At 65.7% G+C, this 25,933-nt stretch carries 25 protein-coding genes; 14 read left to right on the top strand and 11 right to left on the bottom strand.

From position 1 onward, the window contains the following. Positions 1-77 precede the first annotated feature (77 nt). Positions 78-1,541 (top strand): carotenoid oxygenase family protein, encoded by a 1,464-nt coding sequence (locus AC07U1_RS19165; RefSeq protein WP_495177870.1) that lies wholly within the window; start codon positions 78-80, stop codon positions 1,539-1,541. A gap of 16 nt (positions 1,542-1,557) precedes the next feature. Then, on the top strand, positions 1,558-3,144 hold the full coding sequence (locus AC07U1_RS19160; RefSeq protein WP_495177871.1) for a fatty acid--CoA ligase: 1,587 nt from the start codon (positions 1,558-1,560) through the stop codon (positions 3,142-3,144). Positions 3,145-3,283: 139 nt separating this feature from the next. On the opposite strand, the gene AC07U1_RS19155 is transcribed toward AC07U1_RS19160, so the two are convergent. Beyond that, a complete protein-coding gene (locus AC07U1_RS19155) occupies positions 3,284-4,093 on the bottom strand; it encodes an SDR family NAD(P)-dependent oxidoreductase (protein WP_495177872.1) in 810 nt (269 codons plus the stop codon). 10 nt (positions 4,094-4,103) lie between these two features. Further along, the gene (locus tag AC07U1_RS19150; RefSeq protein WP_187140364.1) at positions 4,104-5,102 is read right to left on the bottom strand and encodes an NADP-dependent oxidoreductase; all 999 of its coding nucleotides are present in this window, start codon (positions 5,100-5,102) and stop codon (positions 4,104-4,106) included. A gap of 118 nt (positions 5,103-5,220) precedes the next feature. Here AC07U1_RS19150 and AC07U1_RS19145 point away from each other — a divergent pair, with 118 nt between their 5' ends. The 9 genes from AC07U1_RS19145 (at position 5,221) to AC07U1_RS19105 (ending at position 15,149) form a co-directional block, all read left to right on the top strand. Next, a complete protein-coding gene (locus AC07U1_RS19145) occupies positions 5,221-7,344 on the top strand; it encodes a molybdopterin-containing oxidoreductase family protein (protein ID WP_495177873.1) in 2,124 nt (707 codons plus the stop codon). A 9-nt stretch (positions 7,345-7,353) separates the two neighbouring features. Beyond that, positions 7,354-8,370, top strand: a complete 1,017-nt coding sequence (locus AC07U1_RS19140; protein WP_495177874.1) for an NADP-dependent oxidoreductase — start codon at positions 7,354-7,356, stop codon at positions 8,368-8,370. After that, positions 8,367-9,155, top strand: a complete 789-nt coding sequence (locus tag AC07U1_RS19135; RefSeq protein ID WP_495177875.1) for a ThuA domain-containing protein — start codon at positions 8,367-8,369, stop codon at positions 9,153-9,155. The genes AC07U1_RS19140 and AC07U1_RS19135 overlap by 4 nt, the downstream gene beginning before the upstream one ends. Before the next feature lie 75 nt (positions 9,156-9,230). After that, on the top strand, positions 9,231-10,478 hold the full coding sequence (locus AC07U1_RS19130) for a cytochrome P450 (RefSeq protein WP_495177876.1): 1,248 nt from the start codon (positions 9,231-9,233) through the stop codon (positions 10,476-10,478). Then, positions 10,475-11,536: an acyl-CoA dehydrogenase family protein gene (locus AC07U1_RS19125; protein ID WP_495177877.1), complete on the top strand. Its 1,062-nt coding sequence runs from the start codon at positions 10,475-10,477 to the stop codon at positions 11,534-11,536. The genes AC07U1_RS19130 and AC07U1_RS19125 overlap by 4 nt, the downstream gene beginning before the upstream one ends. Continuing rightward, positions 11,533-11,925 carry a Zn-ribbon domain-containing OB-fold protein gene (locus AC07U1_RS19120; RefSeq protein ID WP_495177878.1) on the top strand — a complete coding sequence of 131 codons (393 nt, stop codon included), beginning with the start codon at positions 11,533-11,535 and terminating at the stop codon, positions 11,923-11,925. The genes AC07U1_RS19125 and AC07U1_RS19120 overlap by 4 nt, the downstream gene beginning before the upstream one ends. Next, positions 11,922-13,070: a thiolase family protein gene (locus tag AC07U1_RS19115; protein ID WP_495177879.1), complete on the top strand. Its 1,149-nt coding sequence runs from the start codon at positions 11,922-11,924 to the stop codon at positions 13,068-13,070. Before AC07U1_RS19120 ends, AC07U1_RS19115 begins: the two co-directional genes overlap by 4 nt. Before the next feature lie 7 nt (positions 13,071-13,077). Then, the gene (locus tag AC07U1_RS19110; RefSeq protein ID WP_495177880.1) at positions 13,078-14,286 is read left to right on the top strand and encodes an acyl-CoA dehydrogenase family protein; all 1,209 of its coding nucleotides are present in this window, start codon (positions 13,078-13,080) and stop codon (positions 14,284-14,286) included. A gap of 44 nt (positions 14,287-14,330) precedes the next feature. Further along, entirely contained in the window at positions 14,331-15,149 is an 819-nt protein-coding gene (locus AC07U1_RS19105) for a helix-turn-helix transcriptional regulator (RefSeq protein ID WP_495177881.1), read from the top strand. Between the two features lie 112 nt (positions 15,150-15,261). On the opposite strand, the gene AC07U1_RS19100 is transcribed toward AC07U1_RS19105, so the two are convergent. After that, positions 15,262-15,798 carry a VOC family protein gene (locus AC07U1_RS19100; RefSeq protein WP_495177882.1) on the bottom strand — a complete coding sequence of 179 codons (537 nt, stop codon included), beginning with the start codon at positions 15,796-15,798 and terminating at the stop codon, positions 15,262-15,264. Positions 15,799-15,899: 101 nt separating this feature from the next. On the opposite strand from AC07U1_RS19100, the gene AC07U1_RS19095 reads away from it, so the two are divergent. The 3 genes from AC07U1_RS19095 to AC07U1_RS19085 all read left to right on the top strand — a co-directional run bounded on the left by AC07U1_RS19095 (position 15,900) and on the right by AC07U1_RS19085 (position 19,209). Next, positions 15,900-17,129: an aromatic ring-hydroxylating oxygenase subunit alpha gene (locus AC07U1_RS19095; protein WP_495177883.1), complete on the top strand. Its 1,230-nt coding sequence runs from the start codon at positions 15,900-15,902 to the stop codon at positions 17,127-17,129. A 16-nt stretch (positions 17,130-17,145) separates the two neighbouring features. Then, complete coding sequence (locus AC07U1_RS19090; RefSeq protein ID WP_495177884.1) at positions 17,146-18,588, top strand: aromatic ring-hydroxylating oxygenase subunit alpha; 1,443 nt, start codon at positions 17,146-17,148, stop codon at positions 18,586-18,588. 297 nt (positions 18,589-18,885) lie between these two features. Then, positions 18,886-19,209, top strand: a complete 324-nt coding sequence (locus AC07U1_RS19085) for a hypothetical protein (protein WP_492740654.1) — start codon at positions 18,886-18,888, stop codon at positions 19,207-19,209. A gap of 73 nt (positions 19,210-19,282) precedes the next feature. Here AC07U1_RS19085 and AC07U1_RS19080 read toward each other — a convergent pair whose 3' ends face one another. The 8 genes from AC07U1_RS19080 to AC07U1_RS19045 are packed head-to-tail and all read right to left on the bottom strand — an operon-like array spanning position 19,283 to position 25,856. Then, on the bottom strand, positions 19,283-20,197 hold the full coding sequence (locus tag AC07U1_RS19080; RefSeq protein WP_492740655.1) for an SDR family oxidoreductase: 915 nt from the start codon (positions 20,195-20,197) through the stop codon (positions 19,283-19,285). After that, complete coding sequence (locus tag AC07U1_RS19075) at positions 20,194-21,843, bottom strand: FAD-dependent oxidoreductase (RefSeq protein ID WP_495177885.1); 1,650 nt, start codon at positions 21,841-21,843, stop codon at positions 20,194-20,196. The genes AC07U1_RS19080 and AC07U1_RS19075 overlap by 4 nt, the downstream gene beginning before the upstream one ends. Before the next feature lie 3 nt (positions 21,844-21,846). Further along, positions 21,847-22,239, bottom strand: coding sequence for a nuclear transport factor 2 family protein (locus AC07U1_RS19070; RefSeq protein WP_495177886.1), 393 nt, complete (start codon positions 22,237-22,239; stop codon positions 21,847-21,849). Continuing rightward, the gene (locus tag AC07U1_RS19065; protein ID WP_056350414.1) at positions 22,236-22,466 is read right to left on the bottom strand and encodes a biotin/lipoyl-containing protein; all 231 of its coding nucleotides are present in this window, start codon (positions 22,464-22,466) and stop codon (positions 22,236-22,238) included. Before AC07U1_RS19065 ends, AC07U1_RS19070 begins: the two co-directional genes overlap by 4 nt. Positions 22,467-22,470: 4 nt before the next feature. Continuing rightward, complete coding sequence (locus AC07U1_RS19060; protein WP_495177887.1) at positions 22,471-23,463, bottom strand: alpha-ketoacid dehydrogenase subunit beta; 993 nt, start codon at positions 23,461-23,463, stop codon at positions 22,471-22,473. After that, complete coding sequence (locus AC07U1_RS19055; RefSeq protein WP_495177888.1) at positions 23,460-24,437, bottom strand: thiamine pyrophosphate-dependent dehydrogenase E1 component subunit alpha; 978 nt, start codon at positions 24,435-24,437, stop codon at positions 23,460-23,462. Before AC07U1_RS19055 ends, AC07U1_RS19060 begins: the two co-directional genes overlap by 4 nt. Next, on the bottom strand, positions 24,434-25,081 hold the full coding sequence (locus AC07U1_RS19050; protein WP_492740660.1) for a glutathione S-transferase family protein: 648 nt from the start codon (positions 25,079-25,081) through the stop codon (positions 24,434-24,436). Before AC07U1_RS19050 ends, AC07U1_RS19055 begins: the two co-directional genes overlap by 4 nt. A 10-nt stretch (positions 25,082-25,091) precedes the next feature. Then, positions 25,092-25,856, bottom strand: a complete 765-nt coding sequence (locus AC07U1_RS19045; RefSeq protein WP_495177889.1) for an SDR family NAD(P)-dependent oxidoreductase — start codon at positions 25,854-25,856, stop codon at positions 25,092-25,094. Positions 25,857-25,933 lie beyond the last annotated feature (77 nt).

Below are 25,933 nucleotides of genomic sequence, written 5' to 3'. Positions count from 1 at the left end.
AGAAAGGGGGAGCAAGGGGCGGCGCGTTGCACCGCCCCTTGTTCGATCAAGCCCAGCGAACCGCACAAGGACCAGCGATGACCCAGGCCTTTTTCGACCATCCCTATCTGTCAGGACACCACCAGCCGGTGCGGTTCGAGGGCACCGCCCCCGACCTGATCGTCGAGGGCGAGATTCCGACCGACCTCGTCGGCGTCTTCTATCGCAACGGCCCCGAGCCGCTCTATCCGACGCGCGAGGGCGAGTATCACTGGTTCGACGGCGACGGCATGGTCTATGCCTTCCACATCGAAGGCGGCCGCGCGGCGATGCTCAACCGCTGGGTGCGGACCGAGAAATTCGAGCTGGAGAAAGCGGCGGGCAAGCGCCTGTTCGGGCTGTTCGGCAACCCGATGACCGCCGATCCCTCGGTCGCCGGCAAGCGCTACAACACCGCCAACACCAACATCATCGTCCATGGCGGCAAGCTGCTCGCGCTGATGGAAGGCGCGCCGGCGGTCCAACTCGACCCGCGCACGCTCGAGACCTTGGGCGAGGAACATTATGGTGGGACGATCACCACCACCTTCTCCGCCCATCCCAAGATCGACCATTTTACCGGCGAACTGATCAACATCGGCATGGCGATCAATGGCCCGATGGGCGCCCCGCAAATGCGCTACGACGTGATCGCCGCCGATGGCAGCGTCCGCAAGGCCGAAGTCATCGACATGCCGCACAACGCGCTGATGCACACCTTTTTCCTGACCGAAAACTGGGTCGTTTTCCCGGTCATTCCGATCGACGCCGACTTGGGTCGCTTCATGAAGGGCGGCCCGATGACCGCCTGGGTCAACGGCCGTCCGACAAAATTCGGGATGATGCCGCGCGAAGGCAGCGCGAGCGATATCCGATGGTTCGACTATGAACCGCGCCACATGTTCCACGAACTCAACGTCTGGGAACAGGACGGCAAGATCGTCGCCGATGTCGCCGCCGCCAACGGCACTGCGCTGTTCCCCGATGAGACGGGGGTCAAACGGACGCATGGCGACACCCAGCAAAGCCTGCGCCGCTGGACGATCGATCCGGGCACCAACGGCAACGGCACCTGGATCAAGGAAGAAACGCTCAACGACCGCGACATCCAGTTCCCGCGCCCCGACGACCGCTTCATGACGCGCGCCTCGCGCCACAGCTTCGCCAACATCAACTTGAACAGCCGCGACGGCCGCGCCGAGGGAATGGACGGTGTGCTGCGGTTCGACACGGTGAGCGGCCAGGAAGACTATTATCATTTCGGCAACGGCGCCTCGTGCGGCGAGATGGTCTTTGCGCCCAGGGTCGGCGCGCAAGGCGAGGGCGACGGTTATGCGATGACGCTCGTCCACCGCGCCGGCGCCGCGACGAGCGAACTCGCGATCTTCGACGCGCTCGACATCGCGGCGGGTCCGGTCGCGATGGTGCAGATACCGTTCCGCGTCCCGTCGGGTTTCCATTGCAATTTCTACGCGGCTGACTCCATGCTCTACCGGCAGGCGCTCGGCGAAGGGCGCGCATAAAGGGAGCGGGACAAAGGTGACGCAAAAGGTCGCAGCATTCGAGCGCGTCGCCGACGTCGCGCGGCGGAACGGGCGCGAACGGCCCGACAAGATTCTCTTCCATTTCGAAGGCCGCGCAACGCGCTATGCCGACTTCGACGCGAACAGCAACCGCGCCGCGAACGGACTGATCGCGCTTGGGCTGAAACCCGACGACCGCGTCGCCTATCTCGGCAAGAACAGCGATCTCTATTTCGAGGCGGTGATGGCGGTGGCCAAGGCCGGCGGCGTGATGACTCCGGTCAACTGGCGCCTCGCGGTGCCCGAGATCGCGTGGATCATCGCCGATTGCGACGCGCGTTTCCTGCTGGTCGGCCCCGAATTCACCGATTTGGTCGCGACAAACCGGGATACTTTTCCCGGCATCGACCATGTCATCGCGACCGAAGGCGCGGCGAGCGGCTTTCCCGATTACAGCCGCTGGCGCGACGGTTTTGCCGACACCGACCCCGATATCGCGCGCGGCGAGACCGACGCGGTGATCCAGATGTACACCTCGGGCACCACCGGAAAACCCAAGGGCGCGGTGCTCACCAACGGGTCGGTGCTGCGCTCGCGGCTCGACCGCGACCCCGCGCTTCAGGCCGATTGGGAGCGCTGGGACGAGGACGACGTCGGGCTCGTCGCCATGCCCAGCTTCCATATCGGCGGCACCGGTTACGGCATCACCGTGATGACCAATGGCGCGACCGGCGTCATCACCCGCGAATTCGACCCCGGCGGGGTGCTCGACCTGATCGAGGCGCATGGCATCTCGAAAATCTTCATGGTCCCCGCGGCGATGCAGATCATCGTCAACCAGCCGCGCGCCCGCGAGGTCGATTTCTCGCGCCTCCGCCACATCTCCTATGGCGCCTCGCCGATCCCGCTCGACCTGCTGCGCCAATGCATCGACATCTTCCAGTGCGGTTTCGTTCAGATGTACGGGATGACCGAGACGTCGGGCACCATCGCCGCGCTGCCCCCCGAGGATCACGACCCGGCGGGCAACGAACGGATGCGCTCGGTCGGCAAACCGCTGCGCGGGGTCGAGATGCGGGTGATCGACGGCAGCGGCAACGCCCTGCCCCCGCGCGAAATCGGCGAAATCGCGATCCGCGCGCAGGCCAACATGCGCGAATATTGGGGCCGGCCCGAGGCGACGGCGGAGACGATCGACGGCGACGGCTGGCTGCGCACCGGCGACGCCGGCTACACCGACGAGGACGGCTATTTCTACCTCCACGACCGGGTGAAGGACATGATCATCTCGGGCGGCGAAAATGTCTATCCGGCCGAGGTCGAGAATGCGATCTACGGCCATCCCGCCGTCGCCGACGTCGCGGTCGTCGGCGTCCCCGACGAGAAATGGGGCGAGGCGGTGAAGGCGTGCGTCGTGCTGAAGGACGGCGAGACCGCCGACGCAGCCGAGATCATCACTTGGGCGCGGACACGGATCGCGGGCTATAAATGCCCCAAGTCGGTCGATTTCATCCCCGCGCTGCCGCGCAATCCGTCGGGCAAGATTTTGCGGCGCGAACTGCGCGCACCCTATTGGGAAGGCCGCGAGCGGCAAATCGGCTGAAGATCCTCCCCATCGCGAAGCGTTGGGGAGGTGGCAGCGCAAAGCGCTGACGGAGGGGTTTTGGCGCTAACGTCGCTACCTTTCCACCACCGCCTGCGGCGGCGGTCCCCCTCCCCATCGCTTCGCGTGGGGAGGATTTTCAGGCCTGCAACTTCGCCATCGCCGCACCCACCGCCGCCGCAATGTCATGCTCCTGCGGGTTACCGCGCAGCGCCAGCCCGCCATTCGGCTGCAAATTTTCGCCGGTCACAAACGCCTCGTCGCTCGCCAGCCACAGGCACGCATTCGCCACATCCTGCGCCGTGTTGAGCCGCCCCAGCGGATAACGCGGCAAAAAGGCATCGACGAGCCCCGGGGTCGCGAACGCCCCCTCGGTCATCGGCGACTCGGTAAATGCCGGCGACACGATATTCGCGCGGATGCCCGCGGCGCCGAAATCATTGGCGACGCAGCGGATCAGCGCCTCCGACCCCGTCTTGGTCCCGATATAAGCCGCATGATTGCCGATCGGCGATCGCGTCGTCGCCGACGAAATCTGGATGATCGACCCGCCGGTCGGATCGTTCGCCAGCATCGCGCCGACGAAGGCCTGGAGGAAATGATGCACCCCGGTGAACTGCAACGCGACGATGGCGTCCAGTTCCTCCTCGGTCACCTCGAGCAGCGGCTTGAGTAGCCCCCAGCCGCTCGCGTTCATCGCGATGTCGATCCCGCCCATCGCCGCCTTCGCCGCATCGGCGAGCGCAAAGACCGACGCCTTGTCGGTGATGTCACACAGCGCGGCGTGACCGCCGATCTCTGCCGCCAGCGCGTCGAGGGGTTCCCGCTTACGCCCCGCGACCATCACCGTCGCGCCTTCGCGCGCGAACAGCCGCGCGGTCACCTGCGCCATATTGCCCGTCGATGCGGCGCCGATGATGACGGCGCGTTTGCCTGCCAGCCTGCCCATGTCGTTCTCCTCAGAGTTTCAAGAGTTGCTTGCCGCGGTTCTGGCCGCTGAACAGGCGTTTCAGCGTCGCGGGCGCATTTTCGAACCCGTGCTGCACATCCTCGCGGTAATTCAGCCGGCCATCGAGCACGAAGCCCTCGAGCCGCTTGCGGATCTCCGGAAACTCGGCTGCCCAGTCGAGCACGATGAACCCCGCCATCGAGCCGCGGCGGAAGATCAGGTTGAAGTAATTTTGCGGCCCCGCGGGCAGCGATCCGCTCTCGTACCGGCTGATCCCGCCGCACACCGCGACGCGGGCGCCGGTTGCGATCTCGCCGAGCATGTCGTTCAAAATCGCGCCGCCGACATTGTCGAAGATCACGTTGACGCCGCCGGGGCAAAGCTCCTTGATCTGCTTTCGAACATTACCCGCCTTGTAATCGATCGCGGCGTCATAACCGGCTTCCTCGACCAGCCAGCGGCACTTGTCCTCGCCCCCCGCGATGCCGACCGCGCGGCAGCCGGCGATCTTGGCGAGTTGGCCGACGACCGATCCCGTCGCCCCCGCCGCCCCTGAAACCAGCACCGTATCGCCCGCGACGGGACGCCCGACCTTGAACAGCCCGCAATAGGCGGTAACGCCGGTGGTGCCGAGAACCGAGAGCATCGCGGTCGGCGGCAGTGCGGTGTCGATCTTCACCAGCCCGTCGCCGTTCGAGACATGCCATTCGGTCCAGCCGGTCGACCCCATCACCAGGTCGCCGGCCGCGAAACCCGGATGACGGCTCTCGACGACTTCGCTGATCCCGCTTCCGCGCATCACGTCGCCGATCGCCATCGGCGCGACATAGTCGGCGATATTTTCCATCCAGCCCTTCTGCGCCGGGTCGAAGCCGAGGTAGAGCGTCTTGAGCAGCAATTCGCCGTCGCCGGGCGCACCGACCTCCTTTTCGGCCAGCACGAAATCGCCGTCCTCGATCCCGCGTCCGCGCGGATGTCCGTTGAGCAGCCATTGGCGCGATGTCGGCATCGATACTCTCCCTGTTCTTTGTCCGGAAATTGCGCCCGCGTCCCGCCGTCAGCCACCGCCAAAAGTGCCAGTCGATCGGCGCCGCGGTCGGCGTAGGGTGCGATCAGGGAGAGAAAAGATGCCTGAGGTCCGCCGCAGTTTCTGCCGCTTCTGCCACGCCAATTGCGCGATGCTCGTCACGATCGACGAAGGCCGCGTGACCAAGGTGCAGGGCGACCCCGACGACCCGGTGTTCGGCGGGTACACCTGCATCAAGGGCCGCCAATTGCCCGAGGCGCATCACGGCCCGCAGCGGCTGACGGTGTCGCGTAAACGCGTCGATGGCGCGTTTCAGGACATCGCGATGGAGACCGCGCTCGACGAGATCGGCGCCAGGCTGTCGGCGATCATCGCCGAGCATGGCCCACACGCGGTCGCGGTCTATGGCGGCACTTACGCCTTCCAGAACAGCGCCGGGGTCGGCAGCGCGATGGCCTTCGCGCAGGGACTCGGCACGCGCAACATCTACACCTCGGTGACCCTCGATCAGCCCGCCAAGGTCTATACGACGATGCGCTACGGCAACTGGATGGGCGGCATGCACACCTTTGCCGAGGCCGACGTCGCCTTTTTCATCGGCAACAACCCGATCGTCTCGCACTACGGCCCGCCGGGCGGCCTGCCCCCCTTCTCGCCCTCACGCCGCCTGCGCGATGCGCTCGACAAGGGGCTGAAGCTGATCGTCGCCGACCCGCGCGAGAGCGACGTCGCGGCGCTCGCGCATATCCACCTGCCCGTGCGCCCCGGCGAAGACCCCGCGATGCTCGCCGGGATCATCCATGTCATCCTGTCCGAAGGACTCTACGACAAGGGCTTCGTCCAGCAATATGTCGATGGCCTCGACGACCTCCAGCGCGCCGTCGCCGATTTCACCCCCGCCGTCGCCGCCGGCCGCGCCGGGGTCGATGAGGCGCAGCTCGTCGCCGCCGCGCGCATGTTCGCGACCGGCACCAAGGGTGTGGTCTCGACCGGCACCGGCCCCGAAATGGCGGGCCAGGGCACGCTCACCCAATATCTCGTCTCGTCGCTCAACATCCTCTGCGGGCGCTTCTGCCGCGAGGGCGAGAAAAGCTCGATCCCGCGGGTCTTCACCGCGGTCAGCCCGCGCCGCGCGCAAGTGTCGCCGCCGATGGCGCTCTATGGCGAGGGCTTTCCCGCCTCGCGCATCCGCGGCCTCACCCATCTCGGCATGGAAATGCCGTGCAACGTCCTCGCCGACGAGATGCTCACCCCCGGCGAAGGCCAGATCCGCGCGCTGATCGTGATCGGTGGCAATCCCGTCGTCGCCTTCCCCGATCAGGACAAGATGACCCGCGCGCTCGGCGGTCTCGACCTGCTCGTTTGCATCGACGTCAACGCCGAGAGCGCGACCGCGAAACGCTCCGACTATATCCTCGCCCCGACCATGTGCCTCGAACGCGAGGACATCAGCAACCTTTCCGAATGGTGGTACGAAATCCCCTACGCCCGCTATACCGAGGCGATGATCGACGCGCCCGGCGACCTGATCGAGGAGTGGGAAATGCTCTGGGGCCTCGCGCACCGCATTGGCAGCCCGATCCCGCTCGCCGGCGGCCCCTGTCCGATGGACGAGAAGCCCAGCAAACAGACATTCCTCGACCTGATGACCGCCGGCTGCGTCGTCGCGCCGGGCCAGGTCCGCGCCGACACCGTCGACGGCCGGGCCGTGATCTATCCTGACCTGCACCCGGTCGTCGAAGCCGGCGATCCCGATGCCCCCGGCCGGTTCGACCTTACCGCCGGGGCGATGCCCGACCAGCTGATCGCTTATGCGACCGCCGGCCAGCCGACTCCCGATTTCCCCTACCGCATGGTGTCGCGGCGCAGCCGCCACCGCTTCAATTCGACGGGTCAGAACCTGCCCGCGCTCACCGCCAAGCGCACCACCAACCCCGCCTTCCTCCACCCCGACGACATGGCGCGCATCCCGTGCAGCGAGGGCGATATCGTCCGCATCCGCTCGGCAGCGGGCGAGGTCGTCGCCGAGGCGCGCGCCGCCACGGGCATGCGCCCCGGCGTCGTGTCGATGGCGCATGCGTTCGGCGGTCCCGACGTCGGCGCCGACGAGGTGCGGACCCGCGGCAACTCGACCAACCGCCTCGTCAGCGAAACCGTCCGTTACGACCCGATCACCGGCCAGTCGCTGCAAAGCGCGATCCCGGTCGCCATCACCCCTGCCTGAGGACTACCCATGCCCGACAACCGCCGTTTCCTGCTGACCCGCCGTCCGAACGGCCAACCGGTCGCCGACGATTTTTCGCTGGTCACCGAACCGACGCCCGAGCTCGCCGACGGCCAGTTCCTGATCCGCAACCATTATGCCTCGCTCGACCCCGCAATCCGCGGCTGGATGGACGATGCGCCAAGCTATATGCCGCCGATCCCGCTCGGCGACCCGGTCCGCGCCTCGACCGTCGGCGTGGTCGAGGCGAGCAAGGCCGAAGGGTTCGAACCCGGCCAGTGGGTGCTCGGCCTCAACGGCATCGAGGATTATTCGGTCGGCACCGTCGGCGGCTTCACCCAGCCGATCGACGCCTCGCTCGTCCCGTCGGTGACCAACTATCTCTCGGTCCTCGGCGCGGTCGGCATGACCGCCTATTTCGGTTATATCGACGTCTGCGAACCCAAGCCGGGCGATGTCGTGCTCGTAACCGGCGCGGCCGGCGCGGTCGGCTCGCTCGTCGGACAAATCGCGAAAATCAAGGACGCGAGCAAGGTCATCGGCATCGCCGGAGGTCCCGAAAAATGCGCGAAGCTGACGGGCCGCTACGGCTTCGACGCCGCGATCGACTATCGCGGGAAAGACCTTCAGGCGCTCACCGCCGCGATCCGCGCCGAGGCGCCCGACGGCGTCGACATCATCTTCGAAAATGTCGGCGGCGACATCCTCGACGCCGGCCTCAACAATCTGCGCCACGGCGCGCGCATCGGCCTCTGCGGCCTGATCAGCGAGTACAACAGCGTCGAAAAGATCGGCGCGCGCAACATCTGGCAGCTCATCGTCCACCGCGCCTCGATCCGCGGGCTGCTCGTCGCCGATTATATCCCGCGCTTCGCCGAAGGCGGCGCCGAAATGGCGGCCTGGCTGCAACAGGGCAAACTCGTCGCCGACGAACATATCGACGAAGGGATCGAGAACAGCTTCGACGCCTTCATGCGGCTCTTTGCGGGGAGCAATCAGGGCAAGATGATCCTGAAGATCGCATGACGGGGCCACGGCAACTTCTCGTCCTCTCGGGCGGGCATCCCTATGAGGCCGAACCCTTCGCCGGCCTGCTCGCGAGCTTCACCGGCTGGACGGTGACGCATCTGATCCACCCCGAGGCCGAGACGGCGATCGCCGAAGGCGCGGCTCAGGACGCCGCCGCGATCCTCTTCTACGACATGCCGGGCTATCGCTTCGAGGATGGCAAGGCGGCGACGCGGCCGCCCTCCTTCACCTATCGCCGCGCCATCGCCGACCATTTCGCGCGCGGCGGCGGTGCGGTCGCGATGCACCATGCGATCGCGGGCTGGGCCGAGTGGCCCGAGTGGGCCGAGATGGTCGGCGGGCGTTTTCTCTATGCGCCCGGCGAAGCGAACGGCGCTGCGCATCTCGACTCGGGCTATCGCCACGAGGTCCAATACGACGCCATCGTCCTCGACCCCGAACATCCCGTGACCGCCGGACTGCCGTCCCGCTTTCCGCTCTGCGACGAGCTGTATCTGGCCCCGGTCTGGGGCGCGGCCAAACCGCTGCTCCGCGCCGACCACGCCTTCGTTCGCGACAATTTCTATTCGGCGGCGCAGGCCGTCGCGGGGCAGATGTTCAGCAATACGGGCTGGGACCATCGCCCCGAAACCGACCTCATCGCCTGGGAAAAACCCGTCGGCGCCGGCCGCCTCGTCTACCTGCAGCCCGGCGACGGACCCGCCGCTTATGCCGACCCGAACTTCCGCCGCCTGCTCGCCAATGCCCTCGCCTATGTCGCCCCCGATTTGGCAGTCGCCTAACGAAATTGTGCATCGCGCCCGGGGAGCGGCTGCATATAGTCGGGCGTATAAGAACAAGATTGAGGGAAGAGGCGCGTGAACGACATCGCCGCAGGCAGTTTTTTCGAACCACAGGTGATTGCGGACCCGTTCGACTATTATCGCGCGTGGATGCCCAAGAGCCCGGTCGTCCAGCTGTCGGAGGGCATGTTCCTCGTCCTCTCCTACGATCTCTGTTCGCAGGCGACCGGCGACGTCGAAACCTTCTCGAACAATTTTCAGGGTACCTTGTCGGGCGCGATGGCCGAGGATGGCGATGTCGCGGCGATCCTCGCCGACGGCTGGCCACAGGTCGATACGCTGCTCACCGCCGACCCGCCGACCCACACGCGCTTTCGCAAGCTCGTCAACCTTGCCTTCTCGATGAAGCGCGTCGCCGCGATCGAGGAGAATATGCGCGGCGTCGTGATCGACCTGATCGACAAGATGGCGGCAAAAGGCGAAGCCGATTTCGTGCGCGATTTCGGCATCCCCCTGCCCGTCGCGATGATCGCCAGCCAGATCGGCATGACGAACGACGATCTCGACAAGGTGAAGCGCTGGTCCGACGCCTTCGTCGACCGCCTCGGGCGGATGATCCCCAAGGATCGCGAACTCGAATGTGCACGCGAAGTCGTCGAATTTCAGCATTTCGTCAAAGCCAAGATCGACGAGCGCCGCGCCAACCGCACCGAGGACCTGCTCTCCGACCTCGTTTACGCAGAGGTCGATGGCGAACGCCCGCTCGAAGACGCGGAAATATTGTCGATCATGCAGCAGCTGATGGTCGCGGGGAACGAGACCACGACCTCGGCGCTCGCCGGCGGCTTGCTCCAGCTGATCGAAAACCCCGACCAGATGGCGAAGGCGGTCGCGGCGGTCGACGAAGACAATGAGCGCGCGATCCTCAACCTCGTCGAAGAAGTGCTGCGCACCGAAAGCCCGACCGCGGGCATGTGGCGCATGGTATTGAAGGATGCCGAACTCGGCGGCGTCGCGATCCCCAAGGGCGCGATGGTCCAGCTGCGCTATGCCGCCGCGAACCGCGACCCGGCCAAATATCCCGATCCCGACCGTTTCGACATCGAACGGACCAACGCGCGCAGCCATCTCGCCTTCGGCAAGGGCATTCATATGTGCGTAGGCAATATGCTGAGCCGTAAGGAAATGGCCGTCGCCTACACCGAATTGCTCAAACGCCTGACCGACTTCCGCGTCGCCGACGGCCACCAGCCGAGCTGGCCGCCGAACATGCTGCTGCGCGGGCTCACCACCCTGCCGATCAACTTCGGGCGGCGCGCATGAATTTCGATCTCGACGAAGGCCAGCAGATGGCTCGCGAGTCGATCGGCCGCTTCCTCGGCCCGGTCGACGTCGCGGCACGCCACGCGATGCGCGGGCAGGCCGGCGGCTATTCGCGCGATCGCTGGCGGCAACTCGCCGACCTCGGCCTGCTCGCGCTCGCCGCGCCCGAGACGATGGGCGGCATGGGCGGCACGATGGTCGATCTCGCGCTGGTCGGCGAAGCGCTGGGCAAGGGCCTTGCGATGGATCCCTGGCTCGAAAATGGCGTGCTGCCCATCCGTCTTGCCGCTGCCGTGGGCGAAACGGCGCTGGTCGGCGACCTGCTCGCGGGCGAGCGCTTCGCCGCCGTCGCCTTTGCCGAGCCCGGACGCCGCTATGAAACCGAAGCCGCCGGGACGCGGGTCGAGGATGGCCAGGTCGTCGGTGCCAAGACCTTCGTCCTCGGCGCACCGCTCGCCGACCTGCTGCTCGTCACCGCCGCCGGAAACCGGCTTGTCAAGGTCGCGTCCGATGCGGCGGGCGTGGTGCGGCAAGATTATCCGGTCATCGACGGCTCTTATGCCGCGACGCTCGACCTCCACCGCGCGCCGGCCGAACCGCTCGACCTGCCCGCAGCGAAATTCGACCGCGTCATCGGCGACGTCCGCCTGCTCGCCGCTGCCGAAATGCTCGGCCTCGCGCAGACGATGTTCGACGACACCCTCGCCTATGTCGGCGAGCGCCAGCAGTTCGGCGCCGCGATCGGCAGCTTCCAGGCGCTCCAGCACCGGCTCGTCGAATGCTATGCCGCGCTCGAACAGGCGCGTTCGATGGTGCTGCGCACCGCGATGCTCGACCCGACGACCGACGATGCCAACTGGCCGCGCATCGCCGCAGGCGCGAAGGCCTTTGTCGGCGAAGCGGCGACGCGGATCGGGCTCGAAGCGGTGCAGATGCACGGCGGAATGGGCCAGACCGATGAACTCGCGATCGGCCATGCGCTGAAACGCGTCATGCTGCTCGACAAATTATTGGGCGATCAGGCCCATTGCCTGCGCAGCTATGCGAGGGCCGCATGACCGCATTGACCCCCATCGCCCACGGCCTGTGGACCGACGAGGCCGAACCGCGGCTGATCGGCGGGCGCCGCGCGAACGGCGAAATCATCTTTCCGGTTCCCGACGGCGATGCCGCCGCGCTGGTCGAACCGGTCGCGCTGTCGCGCCACGGCACGCTGTGGTCGTGGACCACGCAGGGCTTCGAACCCAAGGCCCCCTATAGCGGCCCCCAGCCCTTCCAGCCCTTTCTCATCGGCTATGTCGAGCTACCCGGCGAAGTGATCGTCGAGACGCGGATCGTCGATGCGACCGCCGCCGACCTGCAAATCGGCATGGCGATGGAATTCGCCGTCGTCGCCTTCGACGACAACCGTTCGACCTATGCCTTCAGGCCCCGGAGCACCGCATGAACGACGACGTTTATATCATCGGCGCGGGCATCCACCCCTTCGGCCGCACCGACGGCCGCTCGGGCCGCGACCAGGGCGTCTATGCCGTGCAACAGGCGCTCGGCGACGCCGGCATCGCGTGGGACGACGTCGAATTCGCCTATGGCGGCTCGGCGGCGGCGGGGTCGGCCGATATCATGGTCAACGAACTGGGCCTGACCAGCGTCCCCTTCATCAACGTCGCCAACGGCTGCGCGACCGGCGGCAGCGCGCTGACCTCGGCGCGCAACGCCATCGCGGCGGGGGCGTGCGATATCGCGCTCGCGGTCGGCTTCGACAAGCATCCGCGCGGCGCCTTCAACGCCAAGCCCGCCGAATATGGCCTGCCCGAATGGTATGGCGAAACCGGCATGATGCTGACGACGCAATTCTTCGCGCTCAAGATCCAGCGTTACATGGCGCTCCACGGGATCAGCCGCCGTACCCTCGGCCTCGTCGCCGAAAAGGCGTTCCGCAACGGCACGCTGTGCGACCATGCCTGGCGGCGCTCGCCGGTCGATCTCGACACGATATTGAACGCGCCGATGGTCAACGACCCGCTGACCAAATATATGTTTTGCTCGCCCGCCGAAGGCGCGGTCGCGCTGGTGCTGGCGAGCGCGAAGAAGGTGCGCGAACTGGGGTCCGACGCGGTGCGCATCGCCAGCGTCGCCTTCCGCACCCGCCCCGAGGGATCGTTCGAGGTCTTCGCGCCGTCGGTCAGCGTCGATGGCGGCGGCAAGCCGACCCAGATCGCCAGCCGCGCCGCCTTCGAAATGGCGGGCATCGGTCCCGGCGACGTCTCGGTCGCGCAATTGCAGGACACCGAATCGGGCGCCGAGATCATGCACATGGCCGAAAACGGCTTCTGCGCCGACGGCGACCAGGAACAATGGTTCGCCGAGGGCTGGAGCGAGATTGGCGGCAAGCTGCCGATCAACACCGACGGCGGTTGCCTCGCCTGCGGCGAACCGATCGGTGCGTCGGGGCTGCGGCAGGTATACGAAAATACAGTGCAACTGCGCGGTCGCGGCGGCGAACGGCAGGTACCGAACGAACCCAAGGTCGGTTATTCTCATGTCTATGGAGCGCCCGGCCTGTCGGCGGTGGCGATCCTCGAACGCTAGTGAAATCATGGATTTAGACCTCACCAAAGACGAACTGGATTTCCGCGAGGAGGTCCGCGACTTCCTCCGCACCTCGCTGCCCGACTATGTCCGCGACGGCGCCAAGCGCACCCCCGGGGTCTTTGTCGAGCCCGATATCGGGCTCGTCTGGCACCGCATCCTCAACGACAAGGGCTGGGTCGCCTATCACTGGCCCGAGGATTGCGGCGGCACCGGCTGGACCCCGATGCAGCGCTATATCTTCGAAAAGGAATGCGCGGTCGCCGGCGCGCCGGCGCTGTCGGTGCTCGGCCTCCGTCTCGTCGGCCCCGTCATCTGCGCCTTCGGCACGCAGGAGCAGAAGGACCGTTTCCTCCCCGCGATCCGCGCCGGCACCGATTATTGGTGCCAGGGCTATAGCGAACCGCAAAGCGGCTCCGACCTCGCCTCGCTGCGCACCCGCGCGCGGCGTGACGGCAACGACTATGTCGTCGACGGGTCGAAAATCTGGACGACCCACGCGCATCACGCGAACTGGATCTTCTGCCTCGTCCGCACCGACGGCGAGGTCAGGAAACAGGCGGGGATCAGCTTCCTGCTCGTGCCGATGGACCAGCCCGGGGTCACCGTCACGCCGATCGTCACCATGGCCGGCGACCATGAGGTCAACCAGGTCTTCCTCGACGCCGCGCGCACCTCGGTCGACAACCGCATCGGCGAGGAAGGCCAGGGCTGGACGATCGCCAAATTCCTGCTCGAGAACGAGCGCGGCGGATCCTTCCACGCGCCGCGCCTGATCCGCGCGATCGACCATCTCGAACAGCTCGCAGGCATAGCGCCGAGCGGGCACAATGGCTCGCTCGGCGGCGACATCCAGGTCGCGACGCAAATCGCGCGGCTGCGGCTCGAAGCCGAAGCGCTCGAAACCACCGAATTGCGCATCCTCGCCGACATCGCCAAGGGCCGGCCCGCCGGCCCCCAGACCTCGCTCGTCAAGCTGATCTCCTCCGAACTCCACCAGCGGATCGATGGCCTCGCGATGGACCTCCATGGCTATGACGGCCTGCAACTGCCGACCGTCCGCCCGCTCTACGGCAATGAAGCCCCGCCCCCGATCGGCGACGCCGACGCGCAGGTCGCCGCCGCGCGCTATCTCAACAGCCGTGCCTGGACCGTATTCGGCGGTTCGAGCGAAGTTCAGAAAAACATCATAGCAAAGACGGTGCTCCGCTTATGACACATGCATTGCGACTTGCCGGCCAGTATGAAATAGTCCCGATCATGGGAGAACAGGCAGAAAAACTGCCGGTCGACGGGTTCGCGCCCCCAATGGATGCCAGGACGCTCGTCGACGCGGTCACGATCCGCAACGTGGAGGATATCCACGATGCCGCGGTGCTGCTGCGCGACTATGCGGCGGCCTTCGGCCTGCGCGCCGCACTCTGCGACGATATCGCGTCGAAGGAAACGATGGTCGACGCCGATGGTGCCGTCCTCGCCGCCGACCTGTTCGGCTGGCTTGGCGACGGCGAACGCTGGTGGGAAGATCATCGGCTGGCGCTCCATTCGCCACTGCCGCGCTCGTGCCGCTACGAAAGCGAGCCCTTCTGGTGCAACAGCGACGGGTTCCGCACCGCGCAGCCGAACCCCTATCTCGATGAAATCGACCCGGCGCGCTATTTCGCCGCGAACCCGCGCTACAAGGCGGCGATCGTTATTCCGGTGCATCTGCCGTTCGGCCAGATTTCGGCCAACAGCTTTCATCCGACCGATCCCGACATCGACGACCTGTCCGATTTGTTCGCGGAAATCGGCGACACGCTGTCGCTGGCGACGCGGCGCTTCATTGCGGGCTATGCCTCGGCGATGCGGACCAAAAGGCGCATTCCGTCGGACTGCGAGCTGTCGAAGCGCGAGGTCGAGTGCCTGCGTTGGGCGGCGATCGGCAAGACCGATCGCGAGATCGGCATGATCATCTCGCTGAGCCACGCGACGGTGCGCTATCACGTCCACCGCGCCGGCGAGAAGCTGAACTCGGTCAACCGCGCCCAGACGATCTTCAAGGCCGGGCAACTGGGGTATCTGGGGGCGAACAGCTAAACCCCGTTATTGCGAGGAGCAAACCGACGCGGCAATCCAGAGCCTGCGTAAACCGCTCAGGATTGCTTCGCTTCGCTCGCAATGACGAAGCTTTTGGCGAAAAGTCCGCGCTCTATCCCAGCGACCTTAGCGGCGCGCTCCCGTCCCATCCCTTCGCCGCATCGCGCATCATCGCGAACAGCTCGCGCGTCCCCGCCTGCGGTTCGAGCAGTTCGACCAGCGTCCCCGGCCCGGTCCCCGGATCGGCGTAGATCACCCCGCCGCTTTCGCCGACCGGCGCCTCGAAAATAATCTCCGCGCCGACCTCGCCGCACCGCGCCCGCGCCTCGGCGATCGAGTCGACCAGCACGCAGACATGGTGCAGCCCCTCGCCCACCGCATATTCGCCGCGATATAGCGATTTCGCGTCATTCTCGGGCCGGATCAGCTCGATCTGCATCTCGCCCCAATACCCCAGCGCCATGGTGAACACCGGATCGCTCGGCTCGCCGCGATAGCGCCCGCCGGGAAGCGTCACGTTCGGCAGCAGGAAAAACGGCCCCGCGCCCATCACCTCGGTCCATTGCTTCAGCGCCGCGTCGAAATCCGCCGGCACGAAAGCCAACTGCATGATCTCGCCCAGCGATGCGAGCGTGGCGGGTCGGGTCATCGGGTCTCTCCCCCTCAAAAGCGATAGCGCACAAGCGCCGGGCTTTGTGCGATAAGCTGTTCGAGACCCGGAGTCATACTGGGCAAAATGTGAGGAGAGCCATGGCCGAGTCCGATCCCCATATCGTCCAGAAGGATTGGCCCGCCGTCCGCAAGCGCAATGCGCGGACCGGGCTGCGCAAGCTGGTATCGATCGTCGCCGAAAACCGCACCGATCGCGCAGAGGCGCCGCTGCCGCTGCACAAGAGCATCTACACCGGCGAAGCCCGCAACGCGGCCGAGATGCAGCATATTTTCCGCAATGAACCGATCGTCGCCGGCCTGTCGGGCGACATTCCCAAGACGGGCGACACTTTGGTCTTCGACTCGGTCGGCCCGTCGATCCTCGTCGCGCGCGGCAAGGACGGGGTCGCGCGCGCCTTCCTCAACATGTGCACCCACCGCGGCGCCAAGCTGGTCGAGGAGACCGAACCGTGGAGCGGCCCGCGCCCGCGCCTCGTCTGCCCCTTTCACGCCTGGACCTTCGACCCCGCCGGCACCCTCGTCGGCCAGCCGGGCAAGGAGGGTTTCGCCGATTGCGAGATCGGCGCCCGCAACCTCATCGAACTGCCCTGCACCGAGCATCTCGGCCTCATCTTCGTGCGCGCCAATCCCGACGGTGCGCCGATCGATGCCGAGACGCATCTGGGCGACTTTGGCCCGGTGCTCGCGCAGCTCGAACTGCACCGCGCCGAACCGGTCAGAAAGGGTATCCTCACCGCCGATTCCAACTGGAAGTTCGCACTCGACACCTATGGCGAGAGCTATCATTTCAAGATGCTCCACGCCTCGACGATCGGCGGCACGCATTACAGCGACCGCAACGTCTATGAACCGATCGGCCGTCACCACCGCGTCAGCTTCCCCGACCTGTCGATCGGCGCGCTCGTCGGCAAGGACGAAAGCGAGTGGCCCGACACCGAATATGGCGGGGTCCATTTCCTGTTCCCGAACACCGTGATCTTCTTCGGCGCGGTCACCCCCGGCGTTTATTTCACGCAGGTTTTCAGACTGTTCCCCGATGGCCCCGGCAAGATGTTCTGCCAGTTCGCGGTCTATGCCCCGTTCGGCGTCGAAAGTGAGGAGCATCGCACCATGTGCGAAATGGCCTATGACATGACCGCGACCGTCGTGCAGACCGAGGATTATCGGGTCGCCAGCAATGGCTATGCCAATCTGATGACCGCGCCCGCCGACTTTCGCGTCGTCCTCGGCGCGAACGAACCCGCGCTCCACGGCGTCCACCGCTCGATCGCCGCCGCGTGCAAGATGCCGCTCGACCAGCTTGCCTGACCTTTCGGAGTTATCGATGAACGACCTCTCCCCTCCCCAGGCCCCGGACTTCGACGGCGACCGCGACCGCGACGACCGCTGCCCCGGCACCAGCTACACCGACATGCTCAGGGCCGATACGCGGCGCGTCCCCGACTATCTGTTCGCCGAATCGAACCAGGAGCTCGGCGACGACCCGATCGCGATCGAGCGCTATGTCAGCGACGATTGGGCGAAACTCGAGCGCGAAAAGATGTGGCCGAACATCTGGCAGTTCGCGGCGCGCGAAGAGGATATGCCGAACCCCGGCGACACCGTCGTCTATGACATCAACGAAAAGAGCATATTGCTCGTCCGCCAGAAGGACGGCTCCGTCAAAGCCTTCTACAATGTCTGCCTCCACCGCGGCCGCAAGCTGCGCACCGAGAGCGGCCCCGCGGTGAATCTGCGCTGCCCCTTCCACGGCTTTTCCTGGCACCACGACGGTCGCTTCAAGGAAGCGCCCTGCGCATGGGACTTCAAGCATCTCGACGACAAGGACATGAGCCTGCCCGAGCTGAAGGTCGAAAGCTGGCAGGGCTTCCTGCTCGTCACCGAGAACCACGACCTGCCGCCTTTCCGCGAATGGATCGGCCCCGGGGTCGAGCATTATGACAATTGGCGGCTCGACGAATGCCACACCGCCGCCTGGGTCGGCCGCGTCATTCCCGCCAACTGGAAGGCGGTCGCCGAGGCGTTCATGGAGGCGTGGCACAGCATCGTCACCCATCCGCAGATCCTCGGTTTCACCGCCGACGCGAACACCCGCTACGACCTCTATGGCGATTTCCTCAACCGCGCGATCACCCCGGCGGGCGCGATGTCGCCGCACATCAAGGGCAAGGACCAATTCTATGTCCTGAAATCGCTCGAGGATTTCATCGGCGGCGGTGACAGCCGCGCACGCCGTGCGACCGGCGATCCGACCGACCTCAAGGGCTTCGACGCCGACGATCCGATGCTCGCGCGCAAGGTGCTGGCGCAGGCGAACCGCGATGCTTTTGGCGCGATGAACGGGCATGATTATTCGGCCGCGACCGACAGCGAGATGCTCGACAATTTCACCTACAATGTCTTCCCCAACTGGTCGCCATGGGGCGGGCTGGTGCCGAACATCGTCTATCGCTGGCGGCCGTGGGGCGACACCGACCATTGCCTGATGGAGGTCCGCATCCTGATGCGCACGCCCAAGGGCGAGCAGGCCCCCAAATCGGCCCCGATGCACCTGATCCCCGACGACCAGCCCTTCGCCAGCGCCAGCCACCTGATCGGCGCCGCGCTCGCCGGGGTGTTCGACCAGGATATGGAAAACCTGCCCTATGTGCAGGAGGGCATGAAGTCCTCGCCCAACGGGGTGATCGAACTCGGCCATTATCAGGAAAGCCGCATCCGCCATTTCCAGCGCACGCTGGGGAAATATGTGGACGGGCAATTGCCATAAAAAGGGTGCTCATATCTTTTGTTGCGAACCGGTGAAACGAGCGTGGGCTTTGGGGTGGGGAGCGGACATTTAGCCCTCTCCCCTTTAGGGGAGAGGGTTGGGAGAGGGGGACATCGTCACGCCCCTCTCAACTCCGGCTAGCCGGTAAACCGGCAAGCCTGCGTATCTCTCCCCTGAAGGGGAGAGAGCATTATTCCTTCCGCGGCAACCAACGCCCGAAAGCGGTCATCGCATGCGCATCGGTATCGAACGGTTGAAATAGGTAGAAACCGGACACTTCTAAATCTAAGCTGGCGCATGACGTTGATCGGTACAGCTTATCTGGTTTACCTGCCTACCCCGGCTTTCCGAGAGATTATGGCAGAATTTACCGAACCAGATGATTTCGGCTCCATATATTCCGTTCGGCAGGGCCATCCCGATCGACACTGCGCCCCTGGGCGAGCAGAGTTGAGCGCAGCCCATTGGTCGATGTTCCTGGCATTGTTGAAGGACGATTTCCCGGAATTGAGACAAACCGCATTGGCGCGTGGGTTCGACGCCTGTTGGGAGGTGCATTCTCTCGACATTCAGGCGGGTGAAGACGCTGTTGCCGATGCCAAAACCTTGCCAGCATACTGAGCGTCCGCAACCGGTCGAAAACAGTCGTTCCTTGGATTTGCAAGAGATCCAATCGCAAAAAAAAAAAGCGGAACTACGCCTTCACCGCCGACCAGTCCTGCCGCGCCGCCCACTCCGCGAACGGCGTCGGCGTCACCCCGAGCAGCCGCGCCGCCGGCACCGCATCGAGCGCGACCGGCGACACCGGCTGGTCGTTGTACCAGCGATAGAATTTGGCCATCCCGTCATAAATGCTCGCCGGCTGGACCTCGCGCGAGCCGGTGACGAGTTCGCTCATCCGCGCCGCGAATTCGTCGGGCGACAGGCTTTGGAAGCGCACCGGGCGCCCCGCCGCGACGCTCAGCCGCTCGGCCACTTGGCCACCGACCAGCGCCTCGGGTCCGCCCACCGCGATCCGGTCGGCGACCAGATCCTCGTGGAGCAATGCCGACACCATATAGGCCGCGACATCCTCCAGGCAGACCCAGCTGATCTTCAGCGTCTCGGCCGCCGGATAGGCGAACACGCCGCTGTTGACGATCGCCGGGCGCGACCAGATGCGCGCGATATTGTCCATGAACACCATCGGTTCGATGATCACATAGGGCACGCCGCTGTCGTGGATCGCGCGCTCGATGTCGCGCCGCCCGTCGTGCGCCGACAGGCCCAGATCATGGTCGGCAACGAAGCAGCTGGTGTTGAAGACGATCTTCCCCAGCCCCGCCGCCCGCGCGGCCTCGGCGATATTGCGCCCCATCGTCGCGGCGCGGTCGCGGTCGAATTCGAACGGCAAATGCATCGCCAGCGCATCCTGGCCGCGAAAGGCGGCGGTCAGGCTCGCGACGTCGTACAGGTCGGCCGCGACCTCGGGTACATCGGAATGCGGCGTCGTCGCCATCGCGCCCGGCCGCCGCACGCCAGCGGTCGGTTCGAAGCCTCTCGCCTTGAGCGCCGTCAGCAAGGGAATCCCCTGATCGGCGGGCGCGCCGAGGACGATGATTTTCTTCATGCCACGCCCTCCAATTGCTTCGCCGACACGGTCGCTGCGTGGCGCCCGGCGAGGAAGCCGAACACCATGCCAGGCGCGATCGTTCCACCCGGGCCGCCGTAAGTCATGCCCATCGCCGAGGCCATGACATTGCCCGCGGCGTAAAGCCCCACAATCGGCCCGCCATCGACGCTCAGCACCTGTCCATGGACATCAGTCTGCGGCCCCCCCTTGGTGCCGAGCGCCCCGCTCTTGATCTCGACCGCGAAGAAGGGCCCCTGGCCGATCGGTCCCAATGTCGCCGCGGTCGATCCACGCCCGTCGGGATCGCCCCACCATTGGTCGTGCGCCGCATCGCCGCGCCCGAAATCGGGATCACGCCCGGTGGCGCAATGGGTGTTGAAGCGGTCGACCGTCGCTTCGAGCGCGTCGGGATCGATCTCCAGCCGCTTCGCCAGTTCGGACAGGCTCTCGGAGCGCATCGCCCATTGCGGCGGCGCGACCCCGCGCTCGCCGCTGATCATCCCGAAACCGAAGCGGTCGATATATTGCTGGTCGAAGATCAGCCAGCACGGCAGGTTCTTATAATCGAACGCGCTGACGTCCTGATCGTGGAACGCCGCGCCGATCGCATTGTAATTCGCCGCCTCGTTGGTGAAGCGCCGCCCCGCGCGGTTGACCATGATCGAATGCGGCAGGCTGCGCTGCCCCGCGACCAGCGTCTTGCCGGTCGAACTTTCGCTCTCGGGCACCTCGGCGACCGGCATCCACCAGGCTTCGCGCATATTGCCGAGCATCGCGCCGACGCGCATCGCCATCTTGAGCCCGTCGCCGCTGTTGGTATTCGGACTCAGCGGGTGCGTCATCGGCCCGCGAAGGAAGGCGCGGAGCAGATCCTTGTCCCATTCGAACCCGCCCGTCGCGAGCACCACCGCATCGGCGGCAACCTCGACCTCGCCATCGGCGGTCTCGAATAGCACCCCGGCGACCCGCTCGCCGTCCATCAGCAAGCGCACCGCGCGATGCCCCGTCTGCGGTTCGATCCCGCGATCGAGGCACGCGCGCAGCAGGCGGCCAACCAGCGCCTGCCCACTCCCGCGCAGGTCGCCGTCGATCCGGCGCTGCAACTCCTCGGGCGTCAGCGGCTGCGGCTTCGCCTGTCCGAGCGGCGTGTCGTAGATCGAGAAATAGGGCATCGGATAATAGGGCGACAGCGTGACCCGGTCGGCCCACTCGCCCAGTTCGTGAAACGAATAGAGCGGGCAATCGAGCGACCGCCCGCCATTCGGCATCCCGCCCGGAAACTCGGCGTGATAGTCGGGAAATTCGGGGATCGGCCGGAACTGCACCGGGGTGTTCGCCTCGAGGAACGCGACCATCTCCGGCCCGTGGTCGAGAAACGCCTCGACCAGAGGCTGCTGCATCAGCCCGTGCGACATCGACATGAGGTATGTCAGCGCCTTTTCACGGCTGTCCTCGACGCCAAGCGTCGCCTCATGATGGTTGTTCGGGATCCAGATCATCCCGCCCGACCAGGCGGTGGTGCCACCAACCTGATCGCCCTTTTCGAACAGCGAGACCCGCGCCCCGGCCTCATGCGCCGCAATCGCGGCGGTGAACCCCGCGCCGCCGGTACCGAGGACGATGACATGCGGCGCTTCGGCCATGGCTTATGCCTTCAATTGGCCGACTATGTCGGCCGTGTCGAAATAATGGATACGCATCGACGCCATCTTGCCGGCGTCGTCGAACGCGGTGACCTCGGCGATATGCGTCTCGAAGCGCTTGCCGCTCGATTTCGCGGTCACGGTGAAGTGGAGCAAGGCGACGGCATATTTTTCGCCCCCGACCAGTTCCTGCCATTTGACCACCGGATCGTCCCAATAACCCATGACATGCGTGTAGAGCCGTTGCAGCGCATCGCGCCCGCGCCATTCGCCCCCATAAGGAAGCGAGGCCGGTTCATGGATGACGAAGTCGTCGGCCATGAAGTCGGCAACCGCGTCCCAGTCGCCCTCGGCGACCGCGGCGTACATCGCCTTGCTGGCTTCGAGCGGGGTCATTCGATCGTCCCGACCAGCGCGCCGACCGGATAGACTTCGCCCTCGACACCGATCGGGCGGATGATCCCCGCGACCTGCGCCTCGACCTCGACCGTCGTCTTGTCGGTTTCGACGGTATAGAGGATGTCGCCAACCTCGACGCGCTCGCCGTCGCCGAACATCCATTCGTTCAGCGTCATTTCGGTCGCCGACATGCCGACCTTCGGGATGCGCAATTCCTCCGCCATCGCCTCAGCCTTTCCAGTTCATTGCGGCGCGTACCGCATCGGCGATCTTATCCTTGTTCGGGATCCACGCCTGTTCGAGCGCATTCGCCATCGGCACCGCCGAGAAGGCCCCACCGATGCGCGTCACCGGGGCTTTCAGCTTGCCGAACAGCTTTTCGTTGAGCCGTGAGGCGATTTCGGCGCCAGTGCCATATTGCTTGACCGCTTCGTGGAGCACGACCGCGCGCCCGGTCTTTTCGACCGACGCCGTCACCGTCGCCTCGTCATAGGGCGCGATGGTGCGCAGATCGATCACCTCGACCGAAATCCCCTCGCCCGCCAGTCGCTCGGCAATCTCAAGCGCATCGAGCACGGTGCGGCCATAGGTGATGATCGAGCAATCGCTGCCCTCGCGCGTCACCGCCGCCTTGCCGAGCGGCACGACATGCCCCGGCCCCGGATCGTCCGATTTCAGCCCGTAACAGAGAATATTCTCGATGAAGATCACCGGGTCGTTGCACGCGATCGCGGCGCGCATCAGCCCCTGCGCATCGGCGGCATTCGACGGGGTGACGATCTTCAGTCCCGGCACATGCGCGAACCACGCCTCGAGCATATCGCTATGCTGCCCGCCGAACCCGACCCCGACCCCGGTCGTCGTGCGCAGCACCAGCGGCACATGCGTCTGCCCGCCCGACATGAAGCGCAGCTTCGCCGCATGGTTGACGATCTGGTCCATCGCCACCGTCACGAAGTTCATCAGCATGATCTCGGCGATCGGGCGGAAGCCCGCGAGCGCCGCGCCGACGCACGCCCCGACGATCGCCTGCTCCGAAATCGGCGTCGCGCGGACGCGGTTCTCGCCATATTTCTCGGTCAGCCCGGCCGAGATTTTGAACACACCGCCACCCTGCTTCGCCGCGACATCTTCGCCGAGCAGGATCACCCCCTCATCCTCGGCCATCGCCTCGTCGATCGCGCGGTTGATCGCCTGCGTTACTGTGATCTGCGCGCTCATGCCGCAATCTCCTCTTCGAAGACATCCTTACGGATTTCCTCCGGCCCCGGCAGCGGGCTGTTCGCCGCGAACTCGGCGGCGGCGTCCATCTGCGCGTCGAGATCGGCGACGATCGCGTCGAGCTCGGCCTCCGAAAACTGGTGGTCGAGCATCAACTGGCGGAGCCGCGGCAGCGGGTCCTCCGCCGCCATCTCGGCGAGATGCTCCTTCGGCATGTAGGAGAAGTCGGCGCCGAAGAAATGCCCCATCATCCGGTAACACATCGCCTCGATCAGCGTCGGCCCCTCGCCCGCCCGCGCGCGATCGACCGCAGCCTTGGTGGTGTTGTACATGACGATCGCGTCGTTGCCGTCGACCTTCACACCTTCCATCCCATAGGCCTTGGCGCGGGTGACGATCGAATCGACCTTGGTGTGGTCGGCGAACGCGGTATGCTCGCCATAACGGTTATTCTGGCACAGGAAGATCACCGGCAGTTTCCACAGCTGCGCCATGTTCATCGCCTCGTGGAAGGCGCCGATATTGGTCGCGCCATCACCGAAACAGACGATCGTCACCTTGCCGTCGCCGCGGTTCTGCGACGCGAGCGCGAGCCCGTTGGCGATCGGCAATCCCGATCCGACGACCCCGGTCGTCACCATCACCCCCGAGTCCGGATGGGTGATGTGCATCGACCCGCCCTTGCCGCGGCAGGTGCCGCCGACCTTGCCCGCGATCTCGGCGAACAGCGGGTTCAGCGGCACCCCCTTGGCGATCTGGTCGTGCTGGCCGCGATAGGTGGTGACGAGATAATCGTCCTGTTCGAGCGCCGCCATCGCCGCCGCCGACACCAGTTCCTGCCCGCGCACGGTGTAATAGATCACCGCGAGCTTGCCGGCCATCAGCAGCGAACGGAATTTCTCGTCGGCACGCGCGACGCGCATCGTGCGGGTGTAGATATCGCGCAACTTGTCGCGATCGATCGTCTCGGTCATGCGAATTCTCCGATGCCATATTGGGGGTTGGCGCTGGCGGCAGCGCTGGGGCGCGCCGCAACACGGTCGCGCCAGGCAGCAAGATTGGTCAGCGCCGGATCGAGCGGCTGCCCGACCATCGCGCCGAACTCGACGAAGCTGTAAAGCAAGATGTCGGCAAGGCTGAACCGCTCGCCCGCGAGCCACGGCCCCGCCCCGACGATCCGGTCGAGCTGCGCCAGCCCGTCGGCGGCGAGCCGCTTCAGGTCCGCCGCCGCGTCGGGCAGGCAGAGCAGCCGGCTCTGAAACATCGGCAGTCCCTCGGCACCGCGAAAGCCCGCGGTCATCGGCACGACGACGAGCTGGTCGACGATCCGCACCAGCATCCGCGTCCGCCCGCGTTCCTCGGCTGTCGCGCCCAGCAGCGCATGACCGCCCAGCGTCTCGTCAAGATATTCGCAGATCGCAATGCTCTCGGCGATACACTGCCCATCGTCGAGTTCGAGCAAGGGCGTGTGCCCGAGCGGACTTTTCGCGCAGAAATCGGGCTGGCGGTTTTCGGCCGTCATAATGTCGACGAACCGGCGTTCGACCGCGACCCCCGTCTCGGCGAGGTACATCAGCACCACGCGCGGATTGGGGCCGAGCGACTGGTAAAGCTTCATTGCGCGCCCCTCAGAACTGGACGCGTTTGGTGAAACCGCCGTCGATGACGAGATGCGCGCCGGTCATGTACGGACAGGCGGGCGACGCCATGAACACGATCCCCTTCGCCACTTCCTCGGGTTCGCCGAAGCGGCCCATCGGCATCTGCGCCAGCGTGCCTTCATAGAGCGCCGGCACCGCCGACTTGATGACCTCCCAATTGCCGCCGGGGTAATAGATCGCGCCGGGCGAGACGATGTTGACGCGGATATTCTGCGCCGCGAGCGACTGACTCAATTGCGAGCCATAGGTGATCAGCGCCGCCTTCAGCGCGTTGAACGCCTGTGGGACGATGAAGGTCTCGACCGCCGCGGTCGACGACATGAAGATGATCGACCCCGACCCCGACGCCGCGAGCGCCTCGGTCAGCACCTCGACCCCGTGCACCGCGCCCATCACGTCCATGTCGAGCCCGCGCTGCCAGTCGCCCGTCGCGCCCTGCCCCGACGAACTCGCGGTGTGGATGAAGATGTCGCAGCCGCCGAGCGCATCGCGCGCCTTCGCCAGCCAGGCGCGATAGCCGTCGGGATTGCCGGTCATGTCGAACTGCTCGCCGAACACCTTGCCCGGCCCCGCCGCATCGATCGCCGCGACCGCCGCCGCGACCTTCTCGGCATCGCGCGAGAAAAAGGCGACGTCGGCGCCCTCGGCGGCGAAAATCTTGAGCGACGCCAGCCCCAGGCCGTGCGCGCCGCCGTTCATGATGACTTTCTTGCCCTTGAGACCCAGATCCATCGCATCCTCCTCTTGTGATTTTGAAGAGGAGAGTATCGCGCGCGCCGATGGGCGAACATCAGCAAAAATGGGAGCGG

It is taken from the genome of Sphingopyxis sp. GW821-FHT02C12, assembly GCF_059421785.1.
The sequence above is the reverse complement of the archived record's forward strand: the minus strand, read 5'-3'. Positions and strand labels throughout refer to the sequence as shown.

Excerpts from the sequence above, each read along its gene's own strand:
- AC07U1_RS19165 (WP_495177870.1), top strand. The coding sequence starts at position 78 with ATGACCCAGGCCTTTTTCGACCATCCCTATCTGTCAGGACACCACCAG.
- AC07U1_RS19155 (WP_495177872.1), bottom strand. The coding sequence starts at position 4,093 with ATGGGCAGGCTGGCAGGCAAACGCGCCGTCATCATCGGCGCCGCATCG.
- AC07U1_RS19150 (WP_187140364.1), bottom strand. The coding sequence starts at position 5,102 with ATGCCGACATCGCGCCAATGGCTGCTCAACGGACATCCGCGCGGACGC.
- AC07U1_RS19145 (WP_495177873.1), top strand. The coding sequence starts at position 5,221 with ATGCCTGAGGTCCGCCGCAGTTTCTGCCGCTTCTGCCACGCCAATTGC.
- AC07U1_RS19140 (WP_495177874.1), top strand. The coding sequence starts at position 7,354 with ATGCCCGACAACCGCCGTTTCCTGCTGACCCGCCGTCCGAACGGCCAA.
- AC07U1_RS19135 (WP_495177875.1), top strand. The coding sequence starts at position 8,367 with ATGACGGGGCCACGGCAACTTCTCGTCCTCTCGGGCGGGCATCCCTAT.
- AC07U1_RS19125 (WP_495177877.1), top strand. The coding sequence starts at position 10,475 with ATGAATTTCGATCTCGACGAAGGCCAGCAGATGGCTCGCGAGTCGATC.
- AC07U1_RS19120 (WP_495177878.1), top strand. The coding sequence starts at position 11,533 with ATGACCGCATTGACCCCCATCGCCCACGGCCTGTGGACCGACGAGGCC.
- AC07U1_RS19115 (WP_495177879.1), top strand. The coding sequence starts at position 11,922 with ATGAACGACGACGTTTATATCATCGGCGCGGGCATCCACCCCTTCGGC.
- AC07U1_RS19110 (WP_495177880.1), top strand. The coding sequence starts at position 13,078 with ATGGATTTAGACCTCACCAAAGACGAACTGGATTTCCGCGAGGAGGTC.
- AC07U1_RS19105 (WP_495177881.1), top strand. The coding sequence starts at position 14,331 with ATGGGAGAACAGGCAGAAAAACTGCCGGTCGACGGGTTCGCGCCCCCA.
- AC07U1_RS19100 (WP_495177882.1), bottom strand. The coding sequence starts at position 15,798 with ATGACCCGACCCGCCACGCTCGCATCGCTGGGCGAGATCATGCAGTTG.
- AC07U1_RS19095 (WP_495177883.1), top strand. The coding sequence starts at position 15,900 with ATGGCCGAGTCCGATCCCCATATCGTCCAGAAGGATTGGCCCGCCGTC.
- AC07U1_RS19090 (WP_495177884.1), top strand. The coding sequence starts at position 17,146 with ATGAACGACCTCTCCCCTCCCCAGGCCCCGGACTTCGACGGCGACCGC.
- AC07U1_RS19085 (WP_492740654.1), top strand. The coding sequence starts at position 18,886 with ATGACGTTGATCGGTACAGCTTATCTGGTTTACCTGCCTACCCCGGCT.
- AC07U1_RS19080 (WP_492740655.1), bottom strand. The coding sequence starts at position 20,197 with ATGAAGAAAATCATCGTCCTCGGCGCGCCCGCCGATCAGGGGATTCCC.
- AC07U1_RS19075 (WP_495177885.1), bottom strand. The coding sequence starts at position 21,843 with ATGGCCGAAGCGCCGCATGTCATCGTCCTCGGTACCGGCGGCGCGGGG.
- AC07U1_RS19070 (WP_495177886.1), bottom strand. The coding sequence starts at position 22,239 with ATGACCCCGCTCGAAGCCAGCAAGGCGATGTACGCCGCGGTCGCCGAG.
- AC07U1_RS19065 (WP_056350414.1), bottom strand. The coding sequence starts at position 22,466 with ATGGCGGAGGAATTGCGCATCCCGAAGGTCGGCATGTCGGCGACCGAA.
- AC07U1_RS19060 (WP_495177887.1), bottom strand. The coding sequence starts at position 23,463 with ATGAGCGCGCAGATCACAGTAACGCAGGCGATCAACCGCGCGATCGAC.
- AC07U1_RS19055 (WP_495177888.1), bottom strand. The coding sequence starts at position 24,437 with ATGACCGAGACGATCGATCGCGACAAGTTGCGCGATATCTACACCCGC.
- AC07U1_RS19050 (WP_492740660.1), bottom strand. The coding sequence starts at position 25,081 with ATGAAGCTTTACCAGTCGCTCGGCCCCAATCCGCGCGTGGTGCTGATG.
- AC07U1_RS19045 (WP_495177889.1), bottom strand. The coding sequence starts at position 25,856 with ATGGATCTGGGTCTCAAGGGCAAGAAAGTCATCATGAACGGCGGCGCG.